Source organism: Fulvimarina manganoxydans, from assembly GCF_900176465.1.
GTDB classification, from domain to species: domain Bacteria; phylum Pseudomonadota; class Alphaproteobacteria; order Rhizobiales; family Rhizobiaceae; genus Fulvimarina; species Fulvimarina manganoxydans.
In genome coordinates this window covers 78,742-93,037 of sequence record NZ_FWXR01000020.1, presented here as the reverse complement: position 1 = coordinate 93,037, position 14,296 = coordinate 78,742, and the positions used below count along the sequence as shown (strand labels likewise).

The 14,296-nt window shown below is 61.1% G+C and carries 14 protein-coding genes; 9 read left to right on the top strand and 5 right to left on the bottom strand.

What is annotated here, in order from left to right:
• Positions 1 to 93 precede the first annotated feature (93 nt).
• A complete protein-coding gene (locus B9A15_RS17930) occupies positions 94 to 492 on the top strand; it encodes a MerR family transcriptional regulator (RefSeq protein ID WP_084411909.1) in 399 nt (132 codons plus the stop codon).
• A gap of 14 nt (positions 493 to 506) precedes the next feature.
• Here B9A15_RS17930 and B9A15_RS17925 read toward each other — a convergent pair whose 3' ends face one another.
• Positions 507 to 1,529, bottom strand: a complete 1,023-nt coding sequence (locus B9A15_RS17925) for a heparan-alpha-glucosaminide N-acetyltransferase (protein ID WP_244557022.1) — start codon at positions 1,527 to 1,529, stop codon at positions 507 to 509.
• A gap of 107 nt (positions 1,530 to 1,636) precedes the next feature.
• Between B9A15_RS17925 and B9A15_RS17920 the strand changes: the two genes are divergently transcribed.
• From B9A15_RS17920 to B9A15_RS17905, 4 genes are all read left to right on the top strand, one after another.
• Positions 1,637 to 2,467: an aldo/keto reductase gene (locus tag B9A15_RS17920; protein WP_084411899.1), complete on the top strand. Its 831-nt coding sequence runs from the start codon at positions 1,637 to 1,639 to the stop codon at positions 2,465 to 2,467.
• Positions 2,467 to 3,792, top strand: coding sequence for a mechanosensitive ion channel family protein (locus tag B9A15_RS17915; protein ID WP_084411898.1), 1,326 nt, complete (start codon positions 2,467 to 2,469; stop codon positions 3,790 to 3,792). The genes B9A15_RS17920 and B9A15_RS17915 overlap by 1 nt, the downstream gene beginning before the upstream one ends.
• 26 nt (positions 3,793 to 3,818) lie before the next feature.
• The gene (locus tag B9A15_RS17910) at positions 3,819 to 4,571 is read left to right on the top strand and encodes an RDD family protein (protein WP_170923351.1); all 753 of its coding nucleotides are present in this window, start codon (positions 3,819 to 3,821) and stop codon (positions 4,569 to 4,571) included.
• Between the two features lie 199 nt (positions 4,572 to 4,770).
• Positions 4,771 to 5,565 (top strand): YdcF family protein, encoded by a 795-nt coding sequence (locus B9A15_RS17905; RefSeq protein ID WP_084411896.1) that lies wholly within the window; start codon positions 4,771 to 4,773, stop codon positions 5,563 to 5,565.
• Here the strand turns inward: B9A15_RS17905 and B9A15_RS17900 are convergent.
• Together B9A15_RS17900 and B9A15_RS17895 are read right to left on the bottom strand one after the other, a co-directional pair.
• Positions 5,520 to 5,894 carry a DUF3253 domain-containing protein gene (locus B9A15_RS17900; RefSeq protein ID WP_084411895.1) on the bottom strand — a complete coding sequence of 125 codons (375 nt, stop codon included), beginning with the start codon at positions 5,892 to 5,894 and terminating at the stop codon, positions 5,520 to 5,522. The genes B9A15_RS17905 and B9A15_RS17900 overlap by 46 nt on opposite strands.
• Positions 5,891 to 6,616: a DUF599 domain-containing protein gene (locus B9A15_RS17895; RefSeq protein ID WP_170923350.1), complete on the bottom strand. Its 726-nt coding sequence runs from the start codon at positions 6,614 to 6,616 to the stop codon at positions 5,891 to 5,893. The genes B9A15_RS17900 and B9A15_RS17895 overlap by 4 nt, the downstream gene beginning before the upstream one ends.
• Before the next feature lie 693 nt (positions 6,617 to 7,309).
• On the opposite strand from B9A15_RS17895, the gene B9A15_RS17890 reads away from it, so the two are divergent.
• Positions 7,310 to 7,732, top strand: a complete 423-nt coding sequence (locus B9A15_RS17890; RefSeq protein ID WP_084411894.1) for a DUF1489 family protein — start codon at positions 7,310 to 7,312, stop codon at positions 7,730 to 7,732.
• An 84-nt stretch (positions 7,733 to 7,816) separates the two neighbouring features.
• Here B9A15_RS17890 and B9A15_RS17885 read toward each other — a convergent pair whose 3' ends face one another.
• Positions 7,817 to 8,068, bottom strand: a complete 252-nt coding sequence (locus tag B9A15_RS17885) for a hypothetical protein (protein ID WP_084411893.1) — start codon at positions 8,066 to 8,068, stop codon at positions 7,817 to 7,819.
• A 76-nt stretch (positions 8,069 to 8,144) separates the two neighbouring features.
• Positions 8,145 to 9,521, bottom strand: a complete 1,377-nt coding sequence (locus tag B9A15_RS17880; RefSeq protein ID WP_244557021.1) for a D-alanyl-D-alanine carboxypeptidase — start codon at positions 9,519 to 9,521, stop codon at positions 8,145 to 8,147.
• A 608-nt stretch (positions 9,522 to 10,129) separates the two neighbouring features.
• On the opposite strand from B9A15_RS17880, the gene B9A15_RS17875 reads away from it, so the two are divergent.
• From B9A15_RS17875 to clpA, 3 genes are all read left to right on the top strand, one after another.
• The gene (locus B9A15_RS17875) at positions 10,130 to 10,522 is read left to right on the top strand and encodes a phasin family protein (protein WP_084411891.1); all 393 of its coding nucleotides are present in this window, start codon (positions 10,130 to 10,132) and stop codon (positions 10,520 to 10,522) included.
• A gap of 692 nt (positions 10,523 to 11,214) precedes the next feature.
• Positions 11,215 to 11,604 carry an ATP-dependent Clp protease adapter ClpS gene (gene clpS, locus B9A15_RS17870; RefSeq protein WP_425292971.1) on the top strand — a complete coding sequence of 130 codons (390 nt, stop codon included), beginning with the start codon at positions 11,215 to 11,217 and terminating at the stop codon, positions 11,602 to 11,604.
• Positions 11,605 to 11,612: 8 nt separating this feature from the next.
• Positions 11,613 to 14,081: an ATP-dependent Clp protease ATP-binding subunit ClpA gene (clpA, locus tag B9A15_RS17865; protein ID WP_084411890.1), complete on the top strand. Its 2,469-nt coding sequence runs from the start codon at positions 11,613 to 11,615 to the stop codon at positions 14,079 to 14,081.
• Positions 14,082 to 14,296 lie beyond the last annotated feature (215 nt).

The following is a 14,296-nucleotide window of genomic DNA, read 5'->3' as shown; positions in this document are numbered from 1 at the left end:
GAAAGTCGCAATCATCGCCGTCGCCAGAAAGCTTCTCACCGTCCTCAACGCCATGCAGAGAGACAAAAAGGCCTTCGCATGAACACAGTTGCCATGCACGATTTCTACACCATCACGGAATTGACCAAAGAGTTCGGTATCTCGACCCGGACGATTCGCTTCTATGAAGACGAGGGACTGATCCATCCCTTGAGGCGAGGGCGCACACGCCTTTTTCGCCAGTCGGATCGCCAGATTTTGCGCAACATTCTTCGAGGCAAGCGTCTCGGTTTTTCCATTGCCGAAATCCGCGAGATCATCGGGATGTATAAGACGCCGCCCGGCGAGGCCGGACAATTGAAGACGATCATCGGGAAAGTGAAACGACGCCGCGAAGAGCTCGAGCAAAAGCGCCACGATATCGATGACCTGCTGGTCGAACTCGATCAGGCGGAAGAAGCCTGCCTCACGCGCCTCGCCGAACTCGGCATCGACCAGAGCCGGCGCGCCTGACGAAAGGGCCGGGTTCAGTTGGGCGAGGAGGGCCACTCTCCTTCGCCAATAGCCCCTTCGCGTGAGCAGACCCCGACAATGCTCTGGACTTGATCCATTTCTGCCGCGCTCGCTGTTCCACGCAAGAGCGGAGCGAGCAACGCGTCGGCCGACAAGCGTTCCTGGGTGCAGGCGCAATAGCGCTGGCAGAAGGTCTCGTCGCGCGTTTCCAGACAGGTGGCACGGCAATCCCTCTGGAAGCTGACGAGCGGATCGGGTGGCGCGACCTGTGCGAAGGCTGCAACGACGCCGAACAGAATCGGTTGATGGAGAAGATAGAAGCTGAGCGAATGACGGCCGAGCCACGACAGATGCTGCAGGGGCCCGAGTTTGGGATCGAGCCGGCGCAGAAGGCGCAAGAGATCGTGGTCGCTCGCAAGCCGTCCCATCGCGATGCCGGTCAGCACGACCCCAAAGAAGGGAAAGACCGGGACGAAATCGTTGGAGAAGGGCGGCGTCTCGTACAGACCGATCCACACGAAAGCCATCGGATCAAAAACCGCGCTGCGGACGAAATTCGGGAGGGCGATGACGCCGAGCCCAAGCGCCAAAGTGACGAACCAAGGCAAACGCAGGAAGAGGAGCCCGGCCAGCGATGCAAAGGCGATCTCATGCAGAATGCCGAAGAAAACGAAACTCTCAGGTGTCACGAAGACCGTGACCAAAGTGATGGCGAGGGCGCCGGCCATGACCTGAGCCAAGCGCGTGAGGAAGGGCCGCCATCGCACGCCACGCCCGTGGGCGAGGACAAGGCTGAAGCCGACGAGAAACAAAAAGCTCGAAGCGATCGTTCGCGCAAAGATCATCCAGCCGCCGGCGCCGGTCAGCCCGCGTTGAACATAGCCGAAGAATTCCAGATCCCAGGTGAAATGGTAGAGTGCCATGGCAAGAAGGGCCACGGCTCGGGCGACGTCCACGCTCTCGATCCGGCCCTGTTCGGCCGGAGCCGGAGCCTGCCCGTCTCGGCGTGAGCGTTCCGTTGAAGGGATGTTCGACACGTAACCATTCTCCTGACGTCCTGGAACGGAACGTCTCTCGCCTATCTTCTTTGACGACCGGTCGAAAGTCCCGACATCGACCTTGCAATCAGAAGCTGGAAGCACCCATGAAAATCATCGACGTCCACGGCGCCCGCATCCCGGCTCTCGGACTTGGAACCTGGACCCTGGAAGGAAGCGATTGCCGCGACCTCGTCTCCAAAGCGATCGATGTGGGCTACCGACATATCGATACCGCCCGCATGTATGGCAACGAGGCCGCGGTCGGCGAGGGCGTCCGCGCCAACGGCATCGCGCGCGACGAGTTGTTCGTGACCACCAAGGTCTGGTGGACCGAACTGACCCGCGACGCGCTTCTCGCCTCCGCCAAGGCCTCGATCGACGATCTCGGCATCGGCGCGGTCGATCTCTTCCTCATTCATTGGCCCAATCCGGACGTCGCGCTGGAGGAGAGTATCGACGCCCTCAACGAGGTCGTGTCGCAGGGCCTTGCACGTCATATCGGTCTTGCCAATTTCCCGAGCGCGCTTCTTCATGAGGCCGCCGCGATGTCGCAGGCCCCGCTTGTCTGCAATCAGGTCGAGTATCACCCGCTCCTGTCCCAAAACAGCGTTCTCGAGGCTTGCCGCGTCAACGACATGGCCCTCATCGCCTATTCGCCGATCGGACGGGCTGGCGCGTTGATCGAGAAGGAGCCAGTGAAGCGGGCCGCCGAGGCCCATGGCAGGTCGCCGGCGCAGATCGTCCTCCGCTGGCACATGGAGCAGCCGAATGTTGGCGCGATTCCGCGCACATCGAAGGCCGAGCGTCTTCAGGAAAATCTCGATGTCTTCGACTTTGAACTGACCAATGAGGAAATGGAGGCGATCTCGGCGCTCGCTTCGCCGCGGGGCCGCATCGTCGATCCCTCCTTCGCGCCCACCTGGGACCGCGACTGATGAACAGCGAGCGCCTTTGGACGATCTGGCAGGCGATCAGCGTCTGGTTGAGCGAGGCGCTCGCCTTCTTTTATCAGCCCTCGCAGCTCGCCCAACTTGGTGCGGTCGTGGTCTGCGGACTTCTGGCGCTTGGCGCCAACCGGGCGACGCGCGGACCGATCGAGACCCAGGCCCGCCGGATCAAAGGCGCGCCGGGGCTCTTGCGGATCGTCGCGGCGATCCGCCGACGCATGACGCTCGTCTTCTTCGTCTTCTTTCTCTGGATGGCACGCCTTCTGGACACGGCCGCCGGTGGGCCTGAGAGCCGCGTCGTGGCGGTCGTCTTTCATCTGGCGCTTGCCTATCTCGTCATTGCCGTCGGGTCGCGCATCGTTCGCAACCGGCTTCTTTCGCGGTTGATTACCGCGGTCGCCTGGGGCATGGCGGCGCTTTCGATCCTCAAACTTCTGGATCCGCTCGCCGATGTTCTGAGCAGGACGGCGATCGATGTCGGATCAAGCCGCATCTCGGCGCTCCTGGTCATCAAGACGGTTCTGACGCTGGCAATCGCGCTCTGGTTTGCCTCGACCATCGGCAATTATCTCGACGGACGGGTTCAGCGATCCCAGGAACTGACGCCGACGCTCCGCGTGCTGATCGGCAAATTCTTGAAGATTGGCTTGATCCTCGTCTCTCTTGCGATCTCGCTGGCGTCAGTCGGCGTCGATCTGACCGCGCTGACGGTGCTGTCGGGCGCGATCGGCGTCGGGCTGGGTTTCGGGCTTCAGAAGGTCGTCTCGAACTTCATATCGGGGATCATCATCCTGACGGATCGCTCGATCAAGCCGGGTGATACCATCTCCCTCGGCGAAACCTTCGGCTGGATTCGCGAACTCAGGGCCCGCTTCGTGTCCGTCGTCACCCGCGACGGGCGGGAATATCTCATCCCGAACGAGGATTTCATCACCAATCAGGTGATCAATTGGTCCTTCTCCAACGAACTGGTCCGGATCGATGTCGAGTTCGGCGTATCCTACGATTCGGATCCGCATCAGGTCATCGAGATCGCCAAGGCCGCGACCGTGACGGTAGACCGGGTTGTCGCCCATCGAGGGGTGGTCTGCTGGATGACCGGTTTCGGCGCATCCTCCATCGACTTCGTCATCCGCTTCTGGATCAGAGACCCTCAGGCGGGCCTCACCAATGTGCGTGGGCAGGTGCTTCTGGCATTGTGGGATGCCTTCAAGGCCGCCGGCGTGAAGATCCCATTTCCCCATCGCGAAATCATTATGCAGACACCAGTTGACGTGCGGCTCGACAGAGCCGATCCCCCAAAGCAAGACTGAACGCTTCGACAAGGCCAAACGCAACGGTGAGGCGAACCGAAGGACCGGATGCAGGGGACACGCCGATGGAGAATGGCAACGACATTCGCTCGGCCAGCGGACCGAAGATTCCGCCGGTGCAGAAGTGGCGCGTGCGGATCGACGGAACCGTCTATGGCCCCTATTCGCGGCCCGAAATCGAGACCTATCTCGCCGAAGGGCGCCTCGACCCTTCGACCGAGATCTATGAGGCGTCGACCGGGACCTGGCAGCCGATTAGCGCGTTCTCGCCTCTCAAGGATCTTATCACCGGCACGCGCGGCGCGGAGGGTTTTGGCGGTCCGAACGCCGAAGTATCTCGTGACTCGAGCGAGGTGGGGCATTGGGTCTTCGCCGGTTTCTGGATTCGCGCGGCTGCGCTCCTGATCGACTCGGTGATCATGGCGATAGGAGGCGGCGTCCTCGGCGCGTTTATTGGCTATGGGCTCGCCGCGGCAGGCTCCCCCGATTCAATCGAACCGATCGCCAATCTCGTCGGCTTCGCCATCGGCCTTCTTTATACCGCGCTTATGCATTCTGGGCCCTGGCAGGCAACCCTTGGCAAACGGGCGGTGGGAATTCGGGTCATCCGTCGTGACGGATATCCTGTCGGGTTCGGCTTGGCGGTCGGCCGCTACTTCGCGACCATTCTTTCCGCCTTCATCTTTTGCATCGGCTACGCCATGGCCGGCTGGACGCGGGAAAAGCGCGCCCTGCACGACATGATCTGTTCGACGCGGGTGATCTATGGCCGCCTGTGATTGTGGAGCGCCACTGACGGTCTGTCCACCGGCCGCTTCGACGAAGACGCGCTGATTCCCGAATTGGAACCCCTCGCGGTCTGAAAGCGCCTGACCGGGCGGCATCAGGGCTCATAATCCATTCCCATCTGTCCAATGGAGGCGAAGGCGTGTAGCGAGCCTTCCCGCAGACGCATGCTCGTCGGAGCCGGAGAAAGCCATGTTTTTCTACCTCGCCAAGATCGGCTGGTTCCTTCTACAGCCGCTCGTGGCGGTGATCGCGATCGCGGCCCTTGGATGGATCGCCATGCGGCTAGGATTTGGCCGCCTGGGCGGCGCCATGACGCTCCTCGCAGCGGTGATCCTGGTGCTTGTCAGTCTCTCCCCGCTCGGTCTCGTCATGACGGCTGCGCTGGAGAATCGCTTTCCGCGCCCAAACGTGATGCCCGAGAATGTGGCGGGTATCATCGTTCTGGGCGGGTCCTTCGATACGCGGGTCGCGCGCACGCGCGGTGTGGTCGAACTCAACGAAGCCGCAGACCGGGTCACGACGGCTTTAGCGCTAGCGCGCATGTATCCCGAAGCAACGCTGCTCTTTTCAGGCGGCGTCGCGGCGGCCTTTTCGGACGATGTTCCCGAGACCCAGTCCGCCGAGGCCTTTTATCTGTCCATGGGCCTGGACCCGAACAGATTGAAATTGGATGCGAGAGCGCGGGACACCTTCGAGAATGCGAAATACTCCCTCGAACTCGCCGATCCCAAACAAGGTGAAACCTGGCTCCTTATCACCTCCGCCTATCACATGCCGCGCGCCGTCGGTTGTTTTCGCACCGTCGGCTTCGACGTCACGCCCTATCCCGTCGATTATCGGACCCCTGGAGGGGCAGAGGTCTGGCGTCCTTCGACGGCGACGACCCGCAATCTGGAGAAGGTCCATTTCGCACTTCGGGAGTATCTCGGTCTCGCGGCCTATTGGTTTGTGGGGCGAATTGATTCTCTGATCCCAGCGCCGTAAGAGTCCGCGGCGGCTTGATCGTCGTCAATGCTCGGTGCAGGAGCATCGCCCTCGGGCGGAAGGGCAAGGCGGTAGATGCCCTTGAAGGCCTCCGGATCGACGATCTGTCCCTTCCGTTGAATGACGATGCGCCCTTCTTTGGCGAGGCGCACGGCTTCTCGGCGGATCGGTTTCATGAGGTGCCGCCAGATGGTCTCGTCCTTGCCGCCCAAAGACCGCGCGACTTCGGAGGGACAGACGCTCTTCTCCAAGCCTCGCTTCGCGCAGGCTCCAAGAATGGCTTCTCTCAGATCGCTCGGTGAGATTCTGACCGTTGAGCCGACTGTCATGACACTGTCCGAGGTCTGGAGGATTCCCGTTCGGCATTCTTCCCACGCAGCATCTGCACAGCCGGCGATCGGAACTGCCGATTCGCGATTATGAGAACGACCAGGAGAGTCGAAGCCACCAGATACAGAGGGCCAAGAAACCAGCCGAGATAGGCGAGGGCGAAAAAAATCGCCCGCAGCCCCGAATTGAAATGGCGCCCGGCGATGACGTTCATGCTGATCGCCCGCTCCAAGGCGTCGTCGGCGCCACTGGGATCGCGCTCCGCTTCGCTGCGCATTGGCATCGCGCCGAGCAGAATCGCTCCATAATTGAAGAGACGATAGGACCAGCCGAATTTAAAGAAGCTATAGGCGAAGATGACGACGAGGCCGAGAAGCTTGGCCTCGACCAGGGGCGCATCAAGCGTCCCGCTGACCGAAATCTCGGCCGAGATTTCCGCGATCACATCGGCCGAACCGAGCAAAGCGAAGCAGCCGCCAATGGCAAAGATCGAGGTGGAGGCAAAGAAGCCCGTTCCTTGTTGCAGGCTCGCCATCACCGCCGTGTCGATCATGCGAAGATCGCGGGAGAGAGCGACGCGCATCCACCGCTCACGCTCGCGGTTCATCTGGGCCGAGAGCCCATGCTGGGCGAAACGGCTCTTCTCAGTGATCCAGTTGTAGATCACCCAAACCCCGAGGAAGAAGGCGAGGGCGGCGAAGTCTGTCGTTTCGATCGTCATCGGCGCGATGGACGTGTCTCCCGGTTCGAAGGCGAAGGATCCCCGCCGTCCACGTTTTTTGCCCGATCGCAGCGTCCTGGTGAAGCCGCCTTCTACACGATGGGCTCGCCCAGAGGGCGGCTTGACGCGGGGCCTCGCAATATGTTTGTCCGGCCGCCTCAGGCTGGCGAAAGCCGTTCCACGTAATCAATCGTGAACGTGTCCTGAAGGGGGCTTGCTGCCCCGATGATTAATAGCTAATTAACGCACGCCGAGCCGATGGGGGGATACGTTGGGCTCGACGCAGTGCCATAGCATCAGGGGCTATCATCTCAATGGACGACAGCGTGCGCAGCTCTTGCTGGGGCGTGACCCTTTGGACGGTCGCGATCTTCTCGGCGCTTCTCGCGGTGGGTTTCCTCTTTGCAGGCGCAGAGCCTGTATCGGTTGCTATCGCGGCCAGCTAACGATCGCCGGGCCTTTCCGAGTCCGGGTCCAGGAGACCGATGGTGTCTGGTGCCTCTTGCGGCGTCCGGCCCGTCGCTCAGCTTCATCTCAGATCGATCTCAGATTAGCATCACTGACCAGTCTGCATGAGTGCCATTCGCAGCGAGCTACCGCTCGCTCGAAGCGTGGTTGTCGAATGACATCGTGGAGGGTCTGCATCCGCGGCCGTGTCGCCGCGGAGTTCGGCTCAGGGCATATGAGCCCGCGATGACGCTGCATCTGCTTAAGCTTTGCGTCGGCGCCGAGACAGTCGAGGATCTGGAAGCGTTCGTCGCCGCCCGGATGGCGAGCGCTCAGACACCCTATACCTGGCATCAGACCCGAATGGTTCCGAAGCGCCGCGACGAATTGATCGCGGGCGGCTCGCTTTATTGGGTCTTCAAGGGGCAGGTTGCGGCGCGGCAGAAGCTCATCGATATCGAGCCTTTTACTGACGAGGCCGGCATTTCACGGTGCAGGCTGGTTCTCGATCCGACCATCGTGCGAACCCGTCGCCAGCCACGCCGGGCTTTTCAAGGCTGGCGCTATCTCAGGCCGGAAGACGCGCCGGACGATGTCGTGAGCACGACTGTCGAGGATGGTCTCCCGGACGATCTGCGGGAAGCTCTCGAACATGCCGGCATTCTCTGATCCGCGCTGACCGGTCGATCAAAAAACGGCCCCGAAACTCGGAGCCGTTCTGGAATGATCGGTTGTTGGCAACATTCGCGTTCTTCAGCGATTCTGACCGGGACTTCCAAGACGCATGGAGACCGCCCGCACGCCGGAGGTGTTCCAGGCGACGATCCGCGTATGGCAGGTCGGATGGGATGCACGCCAGGCGCGCGACCCATGGGCGAGGAGCAGGTCCACCAACTCCTTCGGATTGAGCTTGGACCGTCCGGCACGGGCCTCGCGCAGCGTGCTCAGAGCATGGACGTTTCCGGTGGCGCGCTGCTGACTGGCGAGCGGTGTGTCGAGTGACATGGTCTGGCGATCCCTTCCGAATACTCAACCTGGCGGGCGGGAATGGATGTTTGGGCGATGTGGCTCTTTGCTACCGTCAGTTGGCGACGGCGTAGCAGGAGAAGTTTGCTCGCTTGAGCGCCGCGCAGGCGCTCCAGGCCTGATCCTTCGACTGGAAGCCGGCGAAGCGGGCACGATGGAGGGTTTCGGAGCCGGAACTCACCGGTTCCGTGAAAGGCTGGGCCGAGCGCAGTGCTGAAACTTTTGACTGGGCCTTGCGCAACAGGTCGAGCGATGTGGACGCGCTCGGGGTCGCTGCGATTTGGACGACCCAAGGCGAAACCGGTGTCGCGGCGGCTTTGATCGATCCGGTGAAAGTGGGATCAATGTTCCGATTGCCCGGGATCGGTGCCGGCGGCATCAAGGCGTTGCTGCTCGCGGCCGGCAGAACCAGATTCTGGCGCGGCTTGTCGTCGACGAGAGCGGCGCGCAGCGCCTCGCGGCCACGGACCGGGCGCGCAGTGGGGGCGGGCAGCGCCGCGACGTCCCGTGCGATCGAGGTATCATAGGCCATTTCGATGCGCTCGTCGGCGGACATGACTCGCGTCGGGCGTCCATCCGGCACCGGACCGGTGCGCGGCAGGTCGGACGCTGCGACCTGGGTAAGTCCGGCGGCGGTGTTCGGACGCGTCGCGATCAACGCTCCGCCGTCTCGCGTACTGGCCTTGGGGAGCGTGCGCTGGAGAAGCTCGATCATATGATCGTCGCGTGAACGTCCGGTCCGCCCGCCCATGACCACCGCCACCAAGCTCTTGCCATCTCGTTTGATTGAGGTGACCAGATTGAAGCCGGAGGCGTTGATATAGCCGGTCTTGATGCCGTCGACGCCGTCCATGCGGCCAAGGACCCGGTTGTGATTGCCTAGGCGCCGCCCGCGGAAACTGTAGGAGCGCGTCGAGAAGAACTTGTAATATTGCGGGAAGTGTTCGCGCAATGCGAGACCCAGCTTGGCCTGGTCGCGCGCCGTCGTACGCTGCTCGCTGTTCGGCAGCCCGTTGGCGTTGCGATAGGTCGTCCGGGTCATTCCGAGGCGATGGGCGGTTCGCGTCATCATCTCGGCAAAAGCCGATTCCGACCCGGCCAGATATTCGGCAAGCGTCACCGAGGCGTCATTGGCCGAGCGGGTGATCAAGGAGAAGATCGCCTCTTCCACCTTCAGCTTGGCACCAGCCGGTAGCCCTAGCTTCGTGGGCGGACGGCCAGCCGCATAGCGCGAGACGGGCATGTCATCTGACAGCTTGATCCGCCCTTTGCTGAGCGCATCGAAGGTCAGATAGAGCGTCATCATCTTGGTCAGCGAGGCCGGATAGCGGTACTCGTCGGCACGATCCTCATATAGGACCTGACCATTGTTGGCATCGATCACGAAGCCCGCATAGCGGGAATTCGCCTCGGCATGAGCTGTGTGGATCATCAGGGCGCCGACTCCGATCGCGACGGCTGCGACCGTCCGAGCCCTGCCGAAAGTTGCACGCATACTCGAAAACACGTTTCGCACGCTTGGTATCCTCGATTCATGAGGACGGGGCCCGCACCCGAAAGGCTTTTCGGCAAAGACTTCGAGCGGACAAAGGCATCCCGATCATGAGGCGAGACTATCCTCGACGGCCTTACCAATCCGTTTATGGTTGCTGATAGGTTCTTGGCTTTGTGAGACTTCGTGATGTCGCGTCATCGAAAGCGCAATCGATCCTGGCCGTGATTGGCGCTGCGCCGAGGCCCCTGAGTCCGCCCAGGCATCGAACGTAGGCATCATGGGCGCCCCGACGAAAGTCGACCTCTCGAATCGATGATTTCCCAAGGCCACTCTTGAATTTTTGTGCAGTGCAATATAAGTGTTGGTCAAGACGGCGGGTGAGGGTTTTGCACCCTTTGCGAGCGGTCGTATCGCGGGAGAAGAACTTCGGCGGCGGCAGGCTCCAGCATAGACTGCGCAAAGCTTGATCGCGATGAAAATGCGCGCGCCCGACGGCCGATCGAGCATTGAGATCGAAGACACACAGTCCGACAAAGGAGTCGATCATGAATTTCTACGACGACGCGACCAAGATGACCAAGGAAACGATGGACAACACGCTGAAGTCCTTCGCCGCCGTGACCAAGGGTTTCCAGCAGATTGCCACGGAGACCTCGGACTTCACCAAGCACTCCTATGAGCTCCAGGCTTCCATGTTCGAGAAGCTGATGCAGGCGAAGTCGCTCGACAAGACGATCGAGATCCAGACCGAATACGCCAAGACCGCCTATCAGGACTTCATCGCCCAGGCGACGAAGATGAACGAACTCTACGCCGACATCGCCAAGGAAGCCTATAAGCCCTACGAGGCCACGGCCAAGATGGCGAAGGAAAAGGCCGAAGAGACCACCCAGCAGGTCTATGACAACGCTCAGTCCTACGCCGAGCAGGCTGCCTGATTATCGAATGGCGAGACAGCTGGTGGATTGAGAGGTCCGGTTGCCCTTCTTCGAGGCTGGGGGACTGATCACGACGGTGTCCTGGCTGCTCTCGCCTTGTCGCGCCTGTCATGGTGCTAAGCGACAGACTGAACATAAATGTGGTGGCTCGGGGCTCTCAGGCCCCGGGCCATTTTGCTTCTCAAGAGATGCCTTGCGCTTGGGTGGTCGCGTCGGACCTCAACAGGTGCCTCGGGCAAGCTCCCGACGAGAGGCATCACGAATGCCGTTCCGGTCGGCTCAGGCAGCCGGACAAATAATACGGGTTCCGGTCGACCCTTGTCCGACTGGCTGAAACGCTGCTGGTATCAGCCGAAGAACTCGTCAGCCGGTGAGGCGGGCTGACGTGATCTTCGATGAGATCGGTTTGTCGCGGCACGCTTAGAGAGATGTGGACGATTGGCTCGATCCTCGCCACATGGAGTGTCGGATGAGCTTGGTCGGCGCTTTCAGTCGTTGCCTCGTTCGTCTCGACGTCGAGCCCGTCGCGAAGCTGAATTCCGACATTCAAGCCCTTGCGCGCTTCCGGGTCTCGTCCACAATATAGAAGAGGCGGGTTGATGAGCCCTGTCTGGAGCCGACGGAAGGATTGGCATTTTGTCGCGCGCGGGGTCGCACTTTAATCCGCGGCGACAAACCATACATGTGGATCGATGAGCAGACCGCTAGAACCCCTTGTGACATCGACAGAATTCGCCGGACTGAGCGCTGCCCGCTCTCAGGCGGGTCGCGGCGACAAGGACGACGGACCAGGGACGTCCGTCATCACGCGAACGAAACCGAAATTGCAGCGCCCGAGTCTTTACAGGGTGCTGCTTCTGAACGACGATTACACCCCGATGGAGTTCGTCATCCATGTGCTCGAACGGTTCTTCCAGAAGGACCGTGATGCAGCCACGAGGATCATGCTGCATGTGCATAATCATGGCGTCGGCGAATGTGGCGTGTTCACATACGAAGTGGCGGAGACCAAAGTCACGCAGGTCATGGATTTCGCTCGTCAGCACCAGCATCCGCTGCAATGCGTGATGGAAAAGAATTGAGGTGAAGCTTGCCGACATTTTCTGAAAGCCTGGAGAAATCGCTTCATCAAGCGCTGACCTTCGCGAACGAGCGCCACCAGGAATTTGCGACGCTCGAACATCTTCTGCTCGCTCTCGTCGACGATAAGGATGCTGCAGCCGTGATGCGGGGCTGCAACGTCGATTTGACGCTGCTGCGTAGCAATCTTCTCTCTTACATTGACAACGAACTCTCGAACCTCGTGACCGGACATCACGAGGATTCCAAGCCGACGGCCGGATTCCATCGTGTGATCCAGCGCGCCGTCATCCATGTCCAATCGTCGGGACGCGAGGAGGTCACGGGCGCCAATGTGCTCGTCGCCATCTTTGCCGAGCGCGAGAGCCATGCCGCCTATTTCCTGCAGGAGCAGGAGATGACGCGGTACGATGCGGTGAATTTCATTTCTCATGGCATCGCCAAGCGACCGGGGGCCTCGGAAAGCCGTCCGCTGCGGGGCGTCGAAGAGGACCAATCGACGGTGGGCCAGGAAGACGAGGGTAAGCGCAAGACGCCGCAGGATGCCCTGACGGCCTATTGCATTAATCTTAACGATAAGGCTCGGATCGGGAAGATCGATCCGCTCATCGGCCGCGCCGACGAGATCAACCGGACGATCCAGGTCCTGTGCCGCCGCTCGAAGAACAATCCGCTTTATGTGGGCGATCCCGGTGTCGGAAAGACGGCGATCGCCGAGGGCCTTGCCAAGCGGATCATCGATGGCGACGTGCCCGACGTTCTGTCCGATGCGACGATCTTCTCGCTCGACATGGGGACGCTGCTCGCGGGCACGCGCTATCGCGGCGATTTCGAAGAGCGGCTGAAGCAGGTCGTGAAAGAGCTCGAAGAGTATCCGGGCGCCGTCCTCTTCATCGACGAGATTCACACCGTGATCGGCGCGGGCGCCACCTCGGGCGGCGCGATGGACGCCTCGAACCTTCTGAAGCCGGCTCTCTCGTCAGGCGCGATCCGTTGCATCGGATCGACGACCTATAAGGAGTATCGCCAGTTCTTCGAGAAGGATCGGGCCCTCGTCCGTCGTTTCCAGAAGATCGACGTGAACGAGCCCTCGGTCGAGGACGCGATCTCGATCCTCAAGGGTCTGAAGCCCTATTTCGAGGACTTCCACAAGGTGAAGTTCACCAATGACGCGATCAAGTCGGCGGTCGAGCTCTCCTCGCGCTACATCAACGACCGGAAGCTGCCGGACAAGGCGATCGACGTGATCGACGAGACTGGCGCGTCGCAGATGCTTCTCGCCGAATCCAAGCGCAAAAAGCAGATCGGTGTGAAGGAGATCGAGGCGACCATCGCCACCATGGCGCGCATTCCGCCGAAATCGGTGTCGAAGGACGACGAGGAGGTTCTGTCCAACCTGGAGACTCAGCTGAAGCGCGTGGTCTATGGTCAGGATCAGGCGATCGAAGCGCTGTCCTCGGCGATCAAGCTGTCGCGTGCCGGCCTTCGCGAGCCGGATAAGCCAATCGGTTCCTATCTCTTCTCCGGCCCGACCGGCGTCGGCAAGACCGAGGTCGCCAAGCAGCTCGCCTCCACCCTCGGCGTCGAGATGCTGCGATTCGACATGTCGGAATATATGGAACGCCATACGGTCTCGCGGCTCATCGGCGCGCCTCCGGGCTATGTCGGTTTCGATCAGGGCGGCCTTCTGACGGACGGCGTCGATCAGCATCCCCATTGCGTGCTTCTTCTCGACGAGATCGAGAAGGCGCATCCGGATCTGTTCAACATCCTTCTCCAGGTCATGGATCATGGCCGGCTGACGGATCACAACGGCAAACAGATCAACTTCCGCAATGTGATCCTGATCATGACCACCAATGCGGGCGCGGCCGAAATGGCGAAGGCCGCGATCGGCTTCGGCTCGGCCCGCCGCACGGGTGCGGATGAAGAGGCCATCAACCGAATGTTCACGCCGGAATTCCGGAACCGTCTGGACGCGATCATTCCGTTCGGCGCGCTTCCGACACCGGTCATCCATCAGGTCGTCGAGAAGTTCGTCATGCAGCTGGAGGCTCAGCTGTCCGAGCGCGGTGTGATCTTCGAGCTTTCGCCGGATGCGATTTCCTGGCTCGCCGAGAAGGGCTATGACGAGCATATGGGCGCCCGTCCGCTCGGCCGTGTCATTCAGGAGCATATCAAGAAGCCCCTGGCGGACGAGGTGCTTTTCGGAAAGCTGAAACGCGGTGGCACGGTGAAAGTGACGGTCGTGGAAAGCGAGACGGGTGCGAAGTCGCTCTCTCTCGAATCGATCCCGGACGAGCCGCCGGCCAAGCCCAAAAAGGCCGAGCGCAAGCGCGATCTCGTTGCAGCGGACGGGTCGGATATCGACGACGAGCCGGATGAGATCGATGACGAGGCCGACGATCAGTCTGGGCCAAGCGCGAATGGAGACGGTCGCAGATCGCGAAGCGTTCCAAGCGTTCCGCCCAAGGGCTGAGATCGATCGCATCTTCGGCTCGAAGCCGGATATGTCCGGCCTCGGGCCGTGAGAGAATGGGCCGCCCCTGAGCGGCCCTTTTTCTTGGGCGCGTCCTCGTCAAAAATCGACCGCGGAAGACGCTGGCGAAAGGGCTTTCGTTCTGATCGCTGGCGACGCCATCCGCCGGAATGGCGTGTCAGTTCGCCTTGGAGAAGTGAACGCTGTTGAAAGAA

Excerpts from the sequence above, each read along its gene's own strand:
- B9A15_RS17930 (WP_084411909.1), top strand. The coding sequence starts at position 94 with ATGCACGATTTCTACACCATCACGGAATTGACCAAAGAGTTCGGTATC.
- B9A15_RS17920 (WP_084411899.1), top strand. The coding sequence starts at position 1,637 with ATGAAAATCATCGACGTCCACGGCGCCCGCATCCCGGCTCTCGGACTT.
- B9A15_RS17915 (WP_084411898.1), top strand. The coding sequence starts at position 2,467 with ATGAACAGCGAGCGCCTTTGGACGATCTGGCAGGCGATCAGCGTCTGG.
- B9A15_RS17905 (WP_084411896.1), top strand. The coding sequence starts at position 4,771 with ATGTTTTTCTACCTCGCCAAGATCGGCTGGTTCCTTCTACAGCCGCTC.
- B9A15_RS17900 (WP_084411895.1), bottom strand. The coding sequence starts at position 5,894 with ATGACAGTCGGCTCAACGGTCAGAATCTCACCGAGCGATCTGAGAGAA.
- B9A15_RS17895 (WP_170923350.1), bottom strand. The coding sequence starts at position 6,616 with ATGACGATCGAAACGACAGACTTCGCCGCCCTCGCCTTCTTCCTCGGG.
- B9A15_RS17890 (WP_084411894.1), top strand. The coding sequence starts at position 7,310 with ATGACGCTGCATCTGCTTAAGCTTTGCGTCGGCGCCGAGACAGTCGAG.
- B9A15_RS17885 (WP_084411893.1), bottom strand. The coding sequence starts at position 8,068 with ATGTCACTCGACACACCGCTCGCCAGTCAGCAGCGCGCCACCGGAAAC.
- B9A15_RS17880 (WP_244557021.1), bottom strand. The coding sequence starts at position 9,521 with ATGATCCACACAGCTCATGCCGAGGCGAATTCCCGCTATGCGGGCTTC.
- B9A15_RS17875 (WP_084411891.1), top strand. The coding sequence starts at position 10,130 with ATGAATTTCTACGACGACGCGACCAAGATGACCAAGGAAACGATGGAC.
- clpS (WP_425292971.1), top strand. The coding sequence starts at position 11,215 with ATGAGCAGACCGCTAGAACCCCTTGTGACATCGACAGAATTCGCCGGA.